This window comes from Bradyrhizobium sp. BR 10261, from assembly GCF_019455395.1.
Taxonomy (GTDB): domain Bacteria; phylum Pseudomonadota; class Alphaproteobacteria; order Rhizobiales; family Xanthobacteraceae; genus Bradyrhizobium; species Bradyrhizobium manausense.
This window is the reverse complement of record NZ_JACOFQ010000010.1, coordinates 165038-180561: the sequence shown is the minus strand read 5'-3', so window position 1 is coordinate 180561 and position 15524 is coordinate 165038. Positions and strand designations below refer to the sequence as shown.

General features: G+C 63.1%; 15 protein-coding genes. 10 read left to right on the top strand and 5 right to left on the bottom strand.

The annotated features are described in order from the left end of the window. Positions 1-2 precede the first annotated feature (2 nt). Complete coding sequence (locus HYH07_RS14240; protein ID WP_283842816.1) at positions 3-1190, top strand: DegT/DnrJ/EryC1/StrS aminotransferase family protein; 1188 nt, start codon at positions 3-5, stop codon at positions 1188-1190. 190 nt (positions 1191-1380) lie between these two features. Continuing rightward, positions 1381-2907 (top strand): murein biosynthesis integral membrane protein MurJ, encoded by a 1527-nt coding sequence (gene murJ / locus HYH07_RS14235; protein ID WP_220003077.1) that lies wholly within the window; start codon positions 1381-1383, stop codon positions 2905-2907. 21 nt (positions 2908-2928) lie between these two features. Here murJ and HYH07_RS14230 read toward each other — a convergent pair whose 3' ends face one another. Next, complete coding sequence (locus HYH07_RS14230) at positions 2929-3627, bottom strand: helix-turn-helix domain-containing protein (RefSeq protein WP_220003076.1); 699 nt, start codon at positions 3625-3627, stop codon at positions 2929-2931. 226 nt (positions 3628-3853) lie between these two features. Between HYH07_RS14230 and HYH07_RS14225 the strand changes: the two genes are divergently transcribed. Both HYH07_RS14225 and HYH07_RS14220 read left to right on the top strand, forming a co-directional pair. Continuing rightward, the gene (locus tag HYH07_RS14225) at positions 3854-4366 is read left to right on the top strand and encodes an SRPBCC family protein (protein ID WP_220003075.1); all 513 of its coding nucleotides are present in this window, start codon (positions 3854-3856) and stop codon (positions 4364-4366) included. 48 nt (positions 4367-4414) lie between these two features. After that, entirely contained in the window at positions 4415-4840 is a 426-nt protein-coding gene (locus HYH07_RS14220) for a GFA family protein (RefSeq protein WP_220003074.1), read from the top strand. Between the two features lie 258 nt (positions 4841-5098). On the opposite strand, the gene HYH07_RS14215 is transcribed toward HYH07_RS14220, so the two are convergent. Next, positions 5099-5596 (bottom strand): hypothetical protein, encoded by a 498-nt coding sequence (locus HYH07_RS14215; RefSeq protein WP_220003073.1) that lies wholly within the window; start codon positions 5594-5596, stop codon positions 5099-5101. 346 nt (positions 5597-5942) lie between these two features. Between HYH07_RS14215 and HYH07_RS14210 the strand changes: the two genes are divergently transcribed. The 5 genes from HYH07_RS14210 (at position 5943) to HYH07_RS14190 (ending at position 11531) form a co-directional block, all read left to right on the top strand. Beyond that, entirely contained in the window at positions 5943-6335 is a 393-nt protein-coding gene (locus HYH07_RS14210; RefSeq protein ID WP_220003072.1) for a DUF1127 domain-containing protein, read from the top strand. 39 nt (positions 6336-6374) lie between these two features. Beyond that, complete coding sequence (locus tag HYH07_RS14205) at positions 6375-6935, top strand: GNAT family N-acetyltransferase (protein WP_220003071.1); 561 nt, start codon at positions 6375-6377, stop codon at positions 6933-6935. A gap of 172 nt (positions 6936-7107) precedes the next feature. Next, a complete protein-coding gene (locus HYH07_RS14200) occupies positions 7108-9417 on the top strand; it encodes a xanthine dehydrogenase family protein molybdopterin-binding subunit (RefSeq protein ID WP_220003070.1) in 2310 nt (769 codons plus the stop codon). A gap of 102 nt (positions 9418-9519) precedes the next feature. Then, the gene (locus tag HYH07_RS14195) at positions 9520-9969 is read left to right on the top strand and encodes a cytochrome c (RefSeq protein ID WP_220003069.1); all 450 of its coding nucleotides are present in this window, start codon (positions 9520-9522) and stop codon (positions 9967-9969) included. 278 nt (positions 9970-10247) lie between these two features. Then, on the top strand, positions 10248-11531 hold the full coding sequence (locus HYH07_RS14190) for a cystathionine gamma-synthase family protein (protein ID WP_220003068.1): 1284 nt from the start codon (positions 10248-10250) through the stop codon (positions 11529-11531). A gap of 83 nt (positions 11532-11614) precedes the next feature. Here the strand turns inward: HYH07_RS14190 and HYH07_RS14185 are convergent, their stop codons facing one another. Continuing rightward, the gene (locus HYH07_RS14185) at positions 11615-12034 is read right to left on the bottom strand and encodes a CHRD domain-containing protein (RefSeq protein ID WP_220003067.1); all 420 of its coding nucleotides are present in this window, start codon (positions 12032-12034) and stop codon (positions 11615-11617) included. Positions 12035-12187: 153 nt separating this feature from the next. Between HYH07_RS14185 and HYH07_RS14180 the strand changes: the two genes are divergently transcribed. Further along, on the top strand, positions 12188-13114 hold the full coding sequence (locus HYH07_RS14180; protein WP_220003066.1) for a cytochrome c: 927 nt from the start codon (positions 12188-12190) through the stop codon (positions 13112-13114). 10 nt (positions 13115-13124) lie between these two features. Here the strand turns inward: HYH07_RS14180 and HYH07_RS14175 are convergent, their stop codons facing one another. Beyond that, positions 13125-13370, bottom strand: coding sequence for an Lrp/AsnC family transcriptional regulator (locus tag HYH07_RS14175; protein WP_061878884.1), 246 nt, complete (start codon positions 13368-13370; stop codon positions 13125-13127). Positions 13371-13466: 96 nt separating this feature from the next. Then, a complete protein-coding gene (locus HYH07_RS14170; RefSeq protein WP_220003065.1) occupies positions 13467-15446 on the bottom strand; it encodes a PAS domain S-box protein in 1980 nt (659 codons plus the stop codon). Positions 15447-15524: the final 78 nt, after the last annotated feature.

The following is a 15524-nucleotide window of genomic DNA, read 5'->3' as shown; positions in this document are numbered from 1 at the left end:
CCATGTCGACCAGGCAAGAAGGCGCCAAGAACCAGGCCATGAACCAGCATCTTCGTTCCGAACCGATTCCCTTCATCGACGTCGCCTCGCAGCGCGTGCGGCTCGGCGCCTCGCTCGATGCCGCCGTCAAGCGCGTGATGGACCATTGCCAGTTCGTCAACGGTCCTGAGGTCTTCGAGCTGGAGAAGCAGCTTGCGGCTTATTGCGGCGCCAAGCACGTGGTGGCGTGCTCCAACGGCACCGATGCGCTGCTGATGGTGCTGATGGCGAAGAGCGTCGGGCCCGGCGATGCCGTGCTGTGTCCTTCCTTCACCTTCATTGCGACCGCCTCGCCGGCGGCACGGACCGGCGCGACGCCTGTTTATGTCGACGTCGATGAGACGACCTTCAACATGGACCCGGAATCGCTCAAGCGGGGCATTGCGGCTGCGCGCAAGGCCGGCTTGAAGCCTGTGGCGGTCATTCCGGTCGATCTGTTCGGACAGCCGGCCGACCACGATGCCATCGCCGAGATCGCCGCGTCCGAAGGACTCTTCATCATCGATGACGCCGCGCAAGGTTTTGGCGCAAGCTACAAGGGTCGCAAGCTCGGCACCTTCGGGCTCGCCACCACGACCAGCTTCTTCCCGGCAAAGCCGCTCGGCTGTTTCGGCGACGGCGGCGCGATCCTGACCGACGACGACGAGCTCGCGGCGACGCTGCGCAGCATCCGCGTGCATGGGCAGGGCGTCGACAAATACGACAATATCCGCCTCGGCCTCACCGGCCGGCTCGACACCATGCAGGCCGCGATCCTGATCGAGAAGCTGAAGATCTTTGACGACGAGATCGCCGCCCGCAACAAGGTCGCGGAGCGCTACGCGCGCGGCCTGTCCAATGTGGTCACGGTGCCGCGTCTGGCGCCGGGCAATACCTCGGTCTGGGCGCAGTACACGATCCGCCTGCCTGAAGGCACCGACCGCGACGGCTTCGCGGCTGCGCTGAAGGCGCAGGGCGTGCCGACCGCGGTCTATTACGGCAAGTCGATGCATCAGCAATCCGCCTACAAGCAATATCCGATCGCGGAGGGTGGCCTGCCTGCCTGCGAGAGCCTGTCGCAGGACGTCATCAGCCTGCCGATGCACGCCTATTTGACCGAAGCCGATCAGGAGCGAATCATCGCCGCCGTGCACGGCGCGCTCGCGGGGTGAGGTTCACCTCTCCCGCGTGCGGGAGAGGTCGGATCGCGCGAGCGATCCGGGTGAGGGCTCTCTCCTCCGGGAGAGTCTTCGCTGTCGAGACACCATCTCCCCAACCCTCCCCCGGCAAGCGGGGGAGGGGGCGCACTTCCGTCGCGGTTTGCATCTAGACCTAATCGCGCCATGCTCTAGAACAGTCCGCATGCTCGGACGCATCTTCACCGTTGGCGGTTACACGCTGCTCTCGCGGCTGACGGGGTTTGCCCGCGACATCATGCTCGCGGCGATCCTCGGCGCCGGCCCTGTGGCCGACGCCTTTTTCGTGGCGCTGCGACTGCCCAATCATTTCCGCGCAATCTTCGCCGAGGGTGCCTTCAACGCCGCCTGGGTGCCGGCCTATGCACATGTCCATGGCGAGAAGAGGGAGGCGGCGGCACACCTTTTCGCCGACCGCATCTTCACGCTGCTGCTGGCCTCTCAAGTTGTGCTGCTGATCGTCGCCTGGCTGTTCATGCCTCAGGCCATGAGCATTCTGGCGCCGGGCTTTTCCGAGGACGCCGAGCAGCGCAAGCTCGCGATCGAGCTGACCCGGATCACCTTTCCCTATCTGCTGCTGATCACGCTGGTGACGCTCTATGGCGGCATGCTGAACGTGATGCAGCGCTTTGCCAGTGCCGCCGCCGCGTCGATCTTTCTCAACGTCGCGATGATGATGACGCTGGCGGTCGCCGTCTGGTTTCCGACCGCCGGCCATGCTGCGGCCTGGGGCGTCCTCATCTCGGGCTTCCTGCAATATTTCCTGCTCGCCGGCGATCTCGCCCGCCATGGCGGTCTGCCGCGCTTCGCGCCGCTGAGGCTCGACGAAGACGTCCGCAGCTTCTTCAAGGCGCTCGGGCCGGCCACATTGGGCTCGATGGGGACGCAGATCGCGCTGTTCGCCGACACCATCATCGGGACCTTCCTGCCGGCAGGCGCGCTGTCGGCGCTGTACTACGCCGACCGTCTCAATCAATTGCCGATCGGCGTCATCGGCATCGCCATCGGCACGGTGCTGTTGCCGGAAATGTCGAAACGCATCACGGCCAACGACCATGACGGCGCGATGAAGGCGCAGCGCCGCGCCTTCGATTTCACGCTGCTGTTCTCGATCCCGTTCGTCGCGGCCTTCCTGACCGTGCCCGACGAGATCATGCGCGCGCTGTTTGCCCGCGGCGCGTTCACCAAATCTGACGCGATTGCAGCGGGCGGCACGCTCGCTGCGTATGCGATCGGCCTGATCCCGTTCGTGCTGATCCGCAGCGCGGTTGCGACCTTCTACGCCCGCAAGGATACGGCGACGCCGGTACGCGCGTCGCTGACCGGCATCGCCGTCAACGTCGCGCTGAAAGTCGCCCTGATGGGATCGCTGGCCCAGATCGGCCTTGCGCTCGCGACTGCCGTCGGCGTCTGGACCAATCTCTTGCTGGTGCTGTTCTTTGCCGTGCGTCGCGGCTTTCTCGTGCTCGACCGCGCCTGGCTGATGTCGCTCGGCAAATTCCTGCTGACCGGGGTAGTCCTCGCGGCCGCCTTCTGGCTGATCGCGGGCGTCAGCGGATCTACGTTGGGCGCGATGCGCTTCCACGACGAGGTTGCGCTGGTCCTGCTCGCCGTCGGCGGCACGATCGTCTACGCGCTCGCGATCCTCGTGCTGTTCGGCCGTAGCTGGCTGGTCTCGCTGGTACGCGGCTAGACCCGAGCGAATGGTCAGCATTCAACTCGCCAGTTTTCTCTCCTTGGCGAACGGGCTGAGACCAAGCCAGGTTTGAGTCGAGGACGCGATTTGCCGGTCGCCAGTCAGAAGCATCCGACGACTGTCCACGGCCGCCCGGACCGTGTCGAGCCCCATCCAGATTGCAGTCATGCTGCGCAGATCAACGGAAATATAGAGGTCGACGTCAAATCCGGGATCGACCGAGCACAGGTCGACGCCTTCCTCTGGATCGACGATCAGCCACCAGTGTCGTTGCGTCGCCGAAAGCTCGGGGTAGACGAACTGGATGATGTTTCGCCGCCTGGGCATCGGCGTCGGATTCAGATTTCGCCGCATATCCCACATCAGCAGTTGAACGTCGAGGTGCTGGAGCGACAGGTCGGCCTTGATCCGGCGTTGGCCCCAGATTCCAAATCCTTCGACGATGGGAGTGAGTTCACGTCCCGCCGGCGTCAGCCGATATTCATAGAGGCCAGGCTCCGAAGCCAATGCTTCCCGCGCGACAATCCCCGCCGACTCGAGATCCTTGAGCCGCTGCGATAGCAGCGCGGGCGACATCCGGGGAACACCACGTCGCAGATCGTTGAAGCGCGTCGAGCCGGCCATCAGCTCCCGCAGCAGCACCACAGTCCAGCGTGTACACAGAACCTCGGCGGCCATCGCGACGGGACAGAACTGCTTGTAGCTGCCAGCAGCCATGTTCTCTCTCCTGGTGGACCATTTGCGAACGTACTGCGGAATTCGCATTGGCTTCCAGTTCAAAATCTGTACCGGCATCGATTCAGTTCGTGAACTAGTGGCGTGCAGAGGGCCCTTGCTACCTCTCAGCATACGGATTTGGACCGCTCCACCGGGCTTGAAGGACCGTCGCGACGCGTCGGCCGAAAGCCTCATGGCATCAACTCACAATGACAGGGTAATTGCGATGACAAGGATTTTCTGCAGGCCCAGGCTCTCCATGGCGAGCGTTGCGACGTTCGGCACGGTGTTGCTCTACTCGGGCACAGCATCCGCCGCTGTGGCCACGATCAGCCGCAGCGTTGACGTGAAGGCGGCTGCCCGGGACGTCTGGTCGCTGATCGGGCCGTTCTGCGCGATCAAGGATTGGCTGCCCCCGGTGGGTCAGTGCATCGAGGACGGCAAGGCGCCATCGACGCGCATTCTCGTCACGAAGGACGGAAGGGCCGCTTTCGTCGAGACACAAGTCGCCCGGAATGAAGCCGAGTACAGCTACTCCTACAAGTTCCTGACGAGCCCGCTGCCCGTCTCGAACTACACCGCAACGATCAAGGTGACTGCGAAAGCCAATGGCTCTTCCACCATTACCTGGAACGGTTCCTATACGCCCGAGCCAGGGCAGGAGAAGGCCGCGAGCGAAGCATTGCTCGGCGTCTATGAAGCGGGGCTCGCTGAAATCCAGGCAAGATTCGCGAAATAGGTCCGAAGCTCCGGACGTTCAACAGATCAGATCAAGGAGATCGACATCATGACGATTTACAGCGGCAAATGCTTTTGCGGCGCGGTCGAAATCGAAGCGGAGGGCGCACCGGAGGCCATGGGATATTGCCATTGCTCGTCGTGCCGCTCCTGGTCGGCCGCCCCAGTGAACGCATTCACATTGTGGAAGCCGCAGAACGTGCGGGTGACCAAGGGCGCCGAATTCGTCGCCACCTACGCACAATCGGAGCTGAGCCATCGGCAATACTGCAAGGGCTGCGGGGGGCATCTCATGTGCGACCATCCGCCGCTTGGGCTCGTCGACGTGTACGCAGCCACATTGCCGACGCTGAAGTTCGCGCCGGGCGTGCACGTCAATTATTCCGAGACGGTGTTGCCGATCAGGGACGGCCTGCCGAAACTGAAGGATTTTCCCGCCGAATTCGGAGGCTCAGGTGTCGCCGTTTCTGAATAGCCCCCTGGTCTGGACGTTGATCGCGCTGATCTTGTCCATGGCCGGAATCCTTCATGACCTCAGCTGAACTTCTTAACAGGAGAGCAGCCGTCTGATCGTCCGGCGATCTTTTTTCCGCGGCGTGCAGCCGCGGAAAAGAAGCCTGATTGTGAGTGGGGTGAGCGCTTGAAGTTGTTCTGCGCCAGATCGCAGAGATGCACCGACCAAAATGATGATGCCTGCAAATAAAGAAAACAGGATGCGCATCCTGCAGAGCTACTACTCAAATGTATGTTTCTCGTTCGTGATGCTCTGGTAGATTTCGCCGGAAATCAAATGGCCGACGCCGCTGACATCGCCGGGACTGCCGATATACCGCCAGCCCGTAAGTTGTTTGCCGCTGGAGACGTCCCAAAACCGAAACTCGACCTTGATGCGGCCATCGGGTTGACGGCCGATGCGGCCAACGACCAATCCCTGTGTGCTGGTTCTGCGCCAATCGGCAAATACAGGCAGCAGATCGACATTCACGTTCTTGTTCAGGAAAGCCACCTGATCAACCAATTCGACCACGCTGGTTTGTCTCAGGTCTGATGCAATGGTCCGCACGATCGTATCGGAGAGCTCGGTCTCCGAAGGGCCGCCTACGATAAAGTCAGGCAGCGCAATCCGGAGCGGCTGACTCGTTCGAATAACCGGACGCTGAAGGAAAGGATCGGCGGCCGCAGGTACGCTTATCGCAATGGCAATGGCAGCAGCGATGGTTCGAACGCGCATCAAGAATGCCCCGGAAGACAATGACCGCGAGTGGAGGTGAGCATTCGGGCGGAATTTGGGGCGCGACCGCAGAGGCTCGGAAGTCGCCGCGGGAGGGGCTCGCCTCCAGGGTGCAACCAGCTCTTGCACATCTCTTGATTTTGCGCGATTGCCGTGCTATTGGCTGCTCATGATGAAATGCTCGCGCAAAGTCAACTTCTGGAACATGACCCGCTTCGGTTGGGCCGTGGAAGGAGTCGTGCGCTAGCAATTCGACGACGACATCTCTTCCACCAGGCCCCGCCGGCATCGGACGGGGCCTTTTGTTTGGCCACGCTCCCTGCCGGCACAACAGCAGGAGCATACGATGCCACCACAACTCACGGATATCTCGCCTGGAATTGAGGGAGAGGCCGCAAGGCGCGGCCTCACGCTCTCGATCGTCCAGGCAAAGAGCGCGATCGACCAGGCATTGGCGGAGCGTCTCAAGGCGTCTGCGTCTGCGCTGGACGGCGCTGTGCTGGATGCTGCCGGACCAACGGCCGCATCGACGCCTGGCCTCCTCGGTCTGCTCAAGCGAGCCTGGCTTGCGTTTCTGGCGCGGCGCCAGAACCCGCAGCCTGCCTTGCAGGATCTGAGCGACAGGGAGCTGATGGATATCGGCCTGACGCGCGGCGAGGTCGACTATCTCTCGCCACAACGCGCCATCGACAAGTTGAGGGATAGCACGATGTATCTATGGAGCGGCCGTGGGATGTAAATGACCATGCCGCGCTAAGATAAGAGAAGGACTGATATCATGGTCTCAAACGCGGTCATTCCTCGGGCCGATTGTGAAATCCGACGATTGACTGTCGATGATCTGGATTGTCTCCGCGAGATTCGCGCGGAGGCAATTCGGGCGCATCCTCAGACGTTTGGATCTCCTGAAGAGGACGAAGGCGGCGATGTGATGATGGCGGCCTATCGCCAATGGCTCGGCGAGACGATCCTCGGCGCGTTTGGATGTGAGGGTCTGATCGGAGTCGCGGGCTTCTATGTCTCGCGATACAGGAAATCGCAGCATAGGGGACATATCTTCTCGGTCTATGTGCGGGAGAACGAACGCGGCAAGGGTGTCGGAGATCGGCTCGTCAAGGAGCTTCTTGCCCAAGCCGAGGCGCGTGTCGAGCAGGTGCACCTTGCCGTGGGATCGACGGCGGTTGCTGCCATCAAGACTTATCAGCGAAATGGTTTCGAGATCTATGGCACCGATCCCAGTGTCATTCGCATCGGTGATACCACCTATGACCATTACCTGATGATGAGGAAATTCAGCACTAGCGCCGGCCCCGACAGCCCGGCTTCCATTGGGGCCTGACGCATCAGGCCCCACAGGGAAATGACCGCGCTGCGGCCGTTCCGTCCGATCCCGCTCTGAGGCGCTGGGCGCGGGTCATTTTTTCGCGGGGGCCGCCTGCCTAAACCCGTTTGCACTGCCTCTTTTTCCACGGCAATATGCCGGCAAAACAACCATAGGACGGGACAAGACAATGGCAGCCCCCATCAAATTCGGCGTCGGCCAAAGCGTGCTGCGCAAGGAGGACGACGCGCTGATCCGCGGCAAGGGCCGCTATACCGACGATTACACGCCGCAAGCTGCGCTGCGCTGCCTGGTGCTGCGCTCGCCGCATGCACACGCCAAGTTCACCGTCGATGCGAGCCGCGCCCGGACGCTGCCTGGGGTCGCACTGATTCTCACCGCGGCCGAGGTCGGCGATCTCGGCAATCTGCCCTGCCTGTTCAATCTGGAGACCGATCCGTTCACCGGCCCGCCTTACCCGATCCTGGCCAAGGACGAGGTGCGGCATGTCGGCGATGCCGTCGCTTTCGTGGTTGCCGAGACCATCGACCAGGCCCGCGACGCGATCGAGGCCATCGACGTCAAATGGAGCCCGCTGCCGGCGGTGACCGGCGTCGTCAACGCCGTCAAGAAAGGCGCGCCGCAGGTCTGGCCGGACAAGCCGGGCAATGTGCTGTTCGACGTCTCGATCGGCGACAAGAAAGCGACTGAAGCCGCCTTCGCCAAGGCGCATACGGTTGCCGAAATCTCGATCGTCAATCCGCGCGTGGTTGCAAGCTTCATGGAGACGCGCGCGGCGGTCTGCGAATACGACGCCAAGGCCGATCATCTGACCCTGACGGTCGGCAGCCAGGGCAGCCACCGTCTGCGCGACATCCTCTGCCAGAATGTGCTGAACATCCCCACCGACAAGATGCGGGTGATCTGTCCCGATGTCGGCGGCGGCTTTGGCACCAAGCTGTTCCCGTACCGCGAATACGCCCTCATGGCCGTCGCCGCGCGCAAGCTGAAGAAGGCCGTCAAATGGTCGGCCGATCGCTCCGAGCATTTCATGGGCGATGCCCAGGGCCGCGACAACGTCACCACCGCCAAGATGGCGCTGACTGAAGACGGCAAGTTCCTGGCGATGGATTGCGACCTGATGGGCGACATGGGCGCGTATCTGTCGACCTTCGGGCCCTATATCCCGCATGGCGGCGCCGGCATGCTGCCGGGCCTTTACGACATCCAGGCGTTCCACTGCCGAGTGCGCACCATCTTCACCCACAGCGTGCCGGTCGACGCCTATCGCGGCGCGGGCCGGCCCGAGGCCGCCTACGTGATCGAACGTCTGGTCGATGCCTGTGCGCGCAAGCTCGAGATGACGCCGGATGCGATCCGTCGCAAGAACTTCATCCCGCCGAAGGCGCTGCCCTACAAGACCGCGACCGGCAAGGTCTACGACTCAGGCGATTTCGCCGCGCATCTGAAGCGCGCGATGGAAATCGGCGAGTGGAAGGAATTCGGAAAACGCGCCAAGGCGGCGAAGAAGCATGGGCTGATCCGCGGCATTGGCCTTGCGAGCTATGTCGAGATCTGCGGCGTAATGGGCGAGGAGACCGCCAATGTGCGGCTCGACCCCAACGGCGACGTTACCGTCCTGATCGGCACGCAGTCGAGCGGGCAGGGTCACCAGACCGCCTATGCGCAGATCGTCGCCGAGCAGTTCGGCGTTGCGCCGGAGCGCGTCCACGTCCGCCAGGGCGACACCGCAGAGATCGCCACGGGCCTCGGCACCGGCGGCTCGGCCTCGATTCCATCAGGCGGCGTCAGCGTCGAGCGCGCCACGCGCGAGCTCGGGCAAAAGCTCAAGGAGATCGCGGCGCAGGCGCTGGAAGCCAGCGCCGGTGACCTCGAGATCACCGACGGCATCATCAGGATCGCCGGTACCGACCGCTCGATCTCGTTCGCGGATCTCGCCAAGCGGCCCGGCGTCGATCCGTCGAAGCTGAATGGCAGCGCGACCTTCGCCAGCGCTGACGGCACCTACCCGAACGGCACGCATCTGGCGGAGGTCGAGATCGATCCGGCCACCGGCATCATCAGAATCGTCAACTACGTGATCGTCGACGATTTCGGCAAGACGCTGAATCCGCTGCTGCTGGCGGGCCAGGTGCATGGCGGCGCCATGCAGGGCATCGGCCAGGCGCTGATGGAGCAGGTGGTCTATGGCGCGACCGATGGCCAGCTCATCACCGCGACTTACATGGATTACGCGCTGCCGCGCGCGGCGGACGGCCCGTCCTTCGTGTTCGAGACCCACAACATTCCCTGCACGACCAATCCGATGGGCGTGAAGGGTGCGGGCGAGGCCGGCGCGATCGGGTCCTGCCCGGCCGTCGTTAACGCCATCGTCGATGCGCTCTGGCGCGAATACAAGATCGATCACATCGACATGCCGGCCACGCCGGAGCGGGTGTGGATCGCGATCAACGAGCACCACCGCCGCCACAGCCTGTAAGGCGTCGCGCCCGGCTCGCGGTGGGAATAATCGCCCGCGGCCGGGTTCTAACCATCAATGGCCTGTTCCCCCAACCGACTTGCGAGCCGGAGAAGAAGACTCATGAAACGAATGTTTGTTGTCGCGGGTACCCTGTTTCTGGGTGCAGGCGCCGTGATGGCGCAGCAGGAGGTCGCCGTCCAGCAGGACAATCTGATGCGCTCGCAGGCCAAGAGCATGTACGGCGTGATCCTCAAGATGGCGAAGGGCGACATTCCCTACAACCAGAAGCAAGTCGACGAGGCAATCGCCAGCCTGGAGGCGGACGTCGCCAAGATTGCCAAGACCTTCGAGGTCAATCCCAAGCAGAACGTGGTCAACGCCACCTATGGTTCGTCGCCAAAGGTGTGGCAGCAGAAGGCTGATTTCGAATCAAAAATCCCGCCGGTGCAGAAGGCGATCGCCGACGTCAAGGGCAAGATCCACGATGTCGCCAGCCTCAAGGCGGCCTACACCACGATCAACGACCGCTGCAACGATTGCCACGAAACGTATCGGCTGAAGCTGAAGTAGCGGTTGCGAATCCTTCGCCACAAGTTCGGTGTCATCGCCCGGCTTGACCGGGCGATCCAGTACTCCGAGATGGTCGTGGTTCAACCGATGGGCCGCGGTGTACTGGATTCCCCGCCTTCGCGGGGAATGACAGCCGTGAGTGCCGCAAATTCTGTCCGCTTGCCCTGACGGATCGCCGTCAGAAGGACTATGTTTGCTCGCGCCGCCGCGGCGTTGATGCCTGACGCTATCGAGAGTTGCGCCGCGGGCGGCGATCGCAGGCAACAGCGAGACAGGCCATGGCAAAACCGTTCCCGTCGAAAACCCATATCGGCAACCATATGCTGCATCCGGAAACGCTGATGCTGACCTATGGCTATGATCCGCAGCTGTCGGAAGGCGCCATCAAGCCGCCGGTGTTCCTGACCTCGACCTTCGTGTTCAAAACGGCCGAAGACGGGCAGGACTTCTTCGACTACGTCGCCGGCCGGCGCGAGCCGCCGGAGGGGATGGGCGCTGGGCTCGTCTATTCGCGCTTCAACCATCCCAACAGCGAGATTGTCGAGGACAGGCTCGCGGTCTATGAGCGCACCGAGAGCTGCGCGCTGTTCTCCTCGGGCATGGCGGCGATCTCGACGACGATTTTGGCGTTCGTCCGCCCGGGCGATGTCATTCTCCACTCGCAGCCGCTCTATGGCGGCACCGAAACCCTGCTGACGAACACGCTGTCGCGCTTCTCGATCGGCGCGGTCGGCTTTGCCGATGGCGTCGATGAGGCGGTGGTGAACCAGGCCGCGGAGGAGGCCATGCGTCGAGGGCGGGTTTCGATGATCCTGGTCGAGACGCCGGCCAACCCGACCAATGGCCTCGTCGACATCGCGCTGATGCGCCGCGTCGCCGACAGCATCGGCAAGGCCCAGGGCTACACGCCGATCATCGCCTGCGACAACACGCTGCTCGGCCCGGTGTTTCAGCGGCCGATCGAGCACGGCGCCGACATCTCGCTGTACTCGCTGACCAAATATGTCGGCGGCCATTCCGATCTGATCGCGGGCGCAGCCCTCGGCACCAAGGCAGTCATGAAGGGCATCAAGGCGCTGCGCGGCGCCATCGGCACCCAGCTCGATCCGCATTCCTGCTGGATGATCAACCGCTCGCTCGAGACACTCAGCCTGCGCATGGAGAAGGCCAACAGCAACGCGCGTCTTGTCGCGGATTTCCTGCGCGATCACGCCAAGGTGGCGAAGGTTCACTATCTCGGCCATCACGAGGAGACCTCGCCCTCGGGGCGCGTGTTCGCGCGGCAATGCTCAGGCGCGGGATCGACGTTCTCGTTCGACATCGTCGGCGGCCAGGCGGCGGCGGAGAAGTTTCTCAACGGCTTGCAGATCCTCAAGCTCGCGGTCAGCCTCGGCGGCACGGAATCGCTGGCGAGCCTGCCGGCGACGATGACCCATTCCGGCGTTCCAGCCGATATCCGCCGCAAGATCGGCGTGCTCGATTGCACCATCCGCCTGTCGATCGGGATCGAAAATCCGTCCGATCTGATCGCCGATCTCGAGCATGCGCTGAGTGCGGCTTGAGCGCACGGGCATTACCTGTCGTTTCGGAATCAAAAAGGCCGGACGCTCGCGCCCGGCCTTCAACGATGAGGTCGTGATGATCTCTACTTCGTCACCTGGCCGCGGATTTCGCCGCCCGGGTTGGCGGCGGTGTGAATGTTGACATAGAGCTTGCCGGACAGGAGATCGGAGGCCTGCGCGTCGGTCAGCGTCGCCGAACCTTCGGCCGGGCTGTTGGCGATGCCCGGGATCGGGATCGCGACGCCGGCGTTCTTGCCGACCTCGGCAGGGCCGTGGAAATGAGCGGCAGTGGCGGGGCCGGAGAGGCCGGAATAGGTCACCTTCCAGGACAGCTTCTTGGTGGCGGCGTCATAGTCGATATCGGCGGTGCCGGTGCCACTGGTGGTGGTGGCGGGCACTTCGGACTTGCCGTCCAATGTCGCCTTCAGCTTCTCCGCGCTGGCCGCGCCTGCGAATGCGACGGCAGCTCCGAGTGCCAGCGTGGCAAAAAGCGCTTTGTTCATGGGTCTCTCCCTGTTGACGCCTGATTGCTGTCACCTTGCAAACAGTGCGACTGCGACTTTATTCCCGGATTACAGTCACACCATCTAAATTATTCGTGGCTGGAGCTGTGGCGGGATGACCCGTAAATACGCTTGAGCTCAACGGGATTCTTCATGCTGCAACGAACAATTTACGTCACCTTGATCGCTGCTGTCGCAGCCATTGCCGTCTATTGGTGGTTGACGGCGCCGAGCGCCTTGGCGTTGCCGGCGCCGACGCGCAAGCCTGATCTCGCCAATGGGCAGGAGTTGTTCAATGCGGGCGGCTGCTCCTCCTGCCATGCCGTGCCCAACCAGCCGGATCGCCTGAAGCTCGGTGGCGGCCTCGCGCTGGGCTCGCCGTTCGGGACGTTCTATGCGCCGAACATTTCGCCTGACCCTACCGACGGCATCGGCCGCTGGAGCGAGGCTGATTTCGTCAATGCGGTGATGCGCGGCATTTCGCCCGAGGGCAGGCACTACTTCCCGGCATTTCCCTACACGTCCTATCATCTTGCTGAGGTCGACGACGTCCGCGATCTCTTTGCCTATCTGAAGACGCTGCCGCCGGTCTCGGGTCGCGTGCGCGACCACGAACTGCCGTTTCCCTTCAATATCCGCCGCAATGTCGGCATCTGGAAATTCCTGTTCATGGATGTCGGGCCGTTCGTGCCTGACGCAACGCGCTCCGCGCAGTGGAATCGCGGCGCCTACCTCGTGAATGGTTTTGGCCATTGCGCCGAATGCCACAGCCCGCGCAACGTTCTCGGCGGCGTCATCAGCTCGCAGCGCTTTGCCGGCGGTCCCAATCCCGAAGGCGAGGGCTGGGTGCCGAACATCACGCAGAAGGGCTTAGGTGACTGGAGCGAGAAGGATATCGCCGACTTCCTCGAGACGGGCGACATGCCCGAGGGTGACAGCGCATCGGGCGCGATGCGGCCGGTGATCAAGAACCTCGCGCAGTTGCAGCCGGAGGATCGCGCCGCGATGGCGGCGTACCTGAAGTCGCTGCCACCGGTCGATGGCCCGACGCCGCCCAAGCGCAAGGAAGGCGGCGGCTGAGCGCGTCCGGCTAGCCGGTGCCGAACGCCTTGAAGGTGATGATGGTGAGCGTGTCCTGGATGCCGGGCAGCACCTGCACCTTCTCGTTCACGAAGTGGCCGATGTCGGTGTCCTTGTCGACATAGAACTTCACCAGCAAATCGTATTGGCCGGCGGTGGAGTAGATCTCGGAGGCGATCTCGGCTTCGGCAAGCGCATTGGCGACCACATAGGACTGGCCAAGCTTGCATTTGATCTGGACGAAGAAAGGAACCATTGCAGTCAACTCCGAAGACATATCTGTCGGCTAATAGGCCAAAACCGGCCCGATTTAGCAAGCGGGCCGGCCGACCGCCGGAGAGCCGTCCGGGGTTTACGACGTCACCACCGCTGCTGCGAAAGCATCCCTGAGCCGCTGGGCCAGTTCGGCCTTGCGATAGGGCTTGGTCAGCACCACGGCCTCAGCCTGCACGCGGCCCTGCTCGACCAGGGTCTCCAGCGCATAGCCCGAGGTGAACAGCACCGGCAGGCCGGGCCTGATACGCCGGGCTTGCTCGGCGAGCTCCCAGCCGCTCATGCCGCCGGGCATGACGATGTCGGTGAACAGCATGTCAATGCCGGGGTCCGCGCGCAGCCGGTGCAGGGCCTCCTTGCCATTGCGGGCGGCGACGACGCGATAGCCCAGCGCCTCCACCCGCTGGATCACCGAGGAGCGTACGAACGGATCGTCCTCCGCGATCAGGATGGTCTCATGGCCGCGCGGGGCAGCCTCGTCAGTCTCGAGCATGTCGGCCAGCGCTTGTCCGCCGCCGGCGCGGGGCAGGTAGATCCGGACCGTCGTCCCCAGGCCCTGTTCGCTATAGATTGAGACATGGCCGTCGGATTGCTTGGCAAAGCCATAGACCATGCTCAGCCCGAGGCCGGAACCCTTGCCGACCTCCTTGGTGGTGAAGAACGGCTCGAACGCGCGCTCGATGACCTCGGACGCCATGCCTTCGCCGTCATCGGTGACCGAGATCAGTGCATAGCTTCCCGATGCGACCTCCGGGTGAAGGGCGCGATAGTCCTCGTCGATCGCGGCGATCTCCGTGCTCAGCGTCAAATGTCCGCCTGACGGCATCGCGTCCTGCGCGTTGAGCGCAAGGTTCAGCACGGCGGATTCGAGCTGGGCGCGGTCCGCAAAGGCCTGGATGGTGCCGGGACCGAACGTCGTCCTGATCTCGATGTTCTCGCGCAAGGTGCGCTTGAGCAGTTTCTGCATGGACAGGATCAGCTCGCCGCAATCGATCGCGCGCGGCTGGAGCAATTGGCGGCGGCTGAACGCCAGCAGCCGCTGCGTCAGTTCTGCGCCGCGTTCGCCTGATTCGCAGATGTCGTCGGCAAATTGCCGCAGATCGGGCCGCGCCTTGAGCTGCTCGCTGAGATGCTCGGCGTTGCCGATGATGACGGTGAGCAGATTGTTGAAGTCGTGGGCGATGCCGCCCGAGAGCTGGCCGACCGTCTCCATCTTCTGTGCCTGCTGGAGCTGCTGCTCGGTGAGCTTGCGCGTGGTCAGATCGTGGATGATGCCGACATGGATCAGCTCGCCATCCTGCCACGCCTGGCCCACCGAGAGGCCCATCGGAAACGTCGAGCCGTCCTTGCGCAGGCCGATGGCTTCGCCGGTTGCGAAACGCCGCGCATGAGCTGCGGAGGAGGGCCTTTCCTCATTGGACATCAGCATGCCGATGTCGCAATTCATGATCTCGTCGGCGCGATAGCCGAACAACCGCTCGCAGGCAGGGTTGAACAGGAGAATGCGGGCTTGCGCGTCGAACAGGATGACGCCGTCAACCGCAGTCTCGACGACAGCGGTGAGGCGCGTCATGCTTTCGCGCATCGCGCGCTGGGCGTCCCCCACCTGTTTGAGCAGCAGCGCCGCGTCCCGGCTCTTGATCGCTTCCTCCTCGAGCGCGGCCTGAACCTTTTGCAGCTCGAACGCGGAAGGGATCGTCAGGATCTTCGGCAGCAGGGGCCACAACGCAGCGGCGGTAAAGATGGAGGCCGCAGCCGCGACCGCCTTGACCATGCCCTCAATGCCGTAGATCGGAACCCAGAGCGTGTAGATCGACAGCACATGCGTCAGGCCGCAGGCCATGATGAAGATCGCGAACGCCCAGTAGACCCAGCCGAACTGGAGGTCGCGCCGCTTGGTGACGAGAATCGTGAGGGCGAACGGGATCGAGAAATAGGCGGCGGCGATGACGGCGTCGGAGGCGACGTGGAGCCAGATCAGCTCGGGCTCCCACAACAGGCAGATGCCGTGCGGTGAAAGCGTCGACGAATCGAGCAGACGTTGAAAAAAGGCCCACATGATTTCTTCCCGAGAGGATTGCGGCCGAAGCCGCCCCCAATTTGGCGTCGCTGGACGAATCCACTCACTAACCTGTCA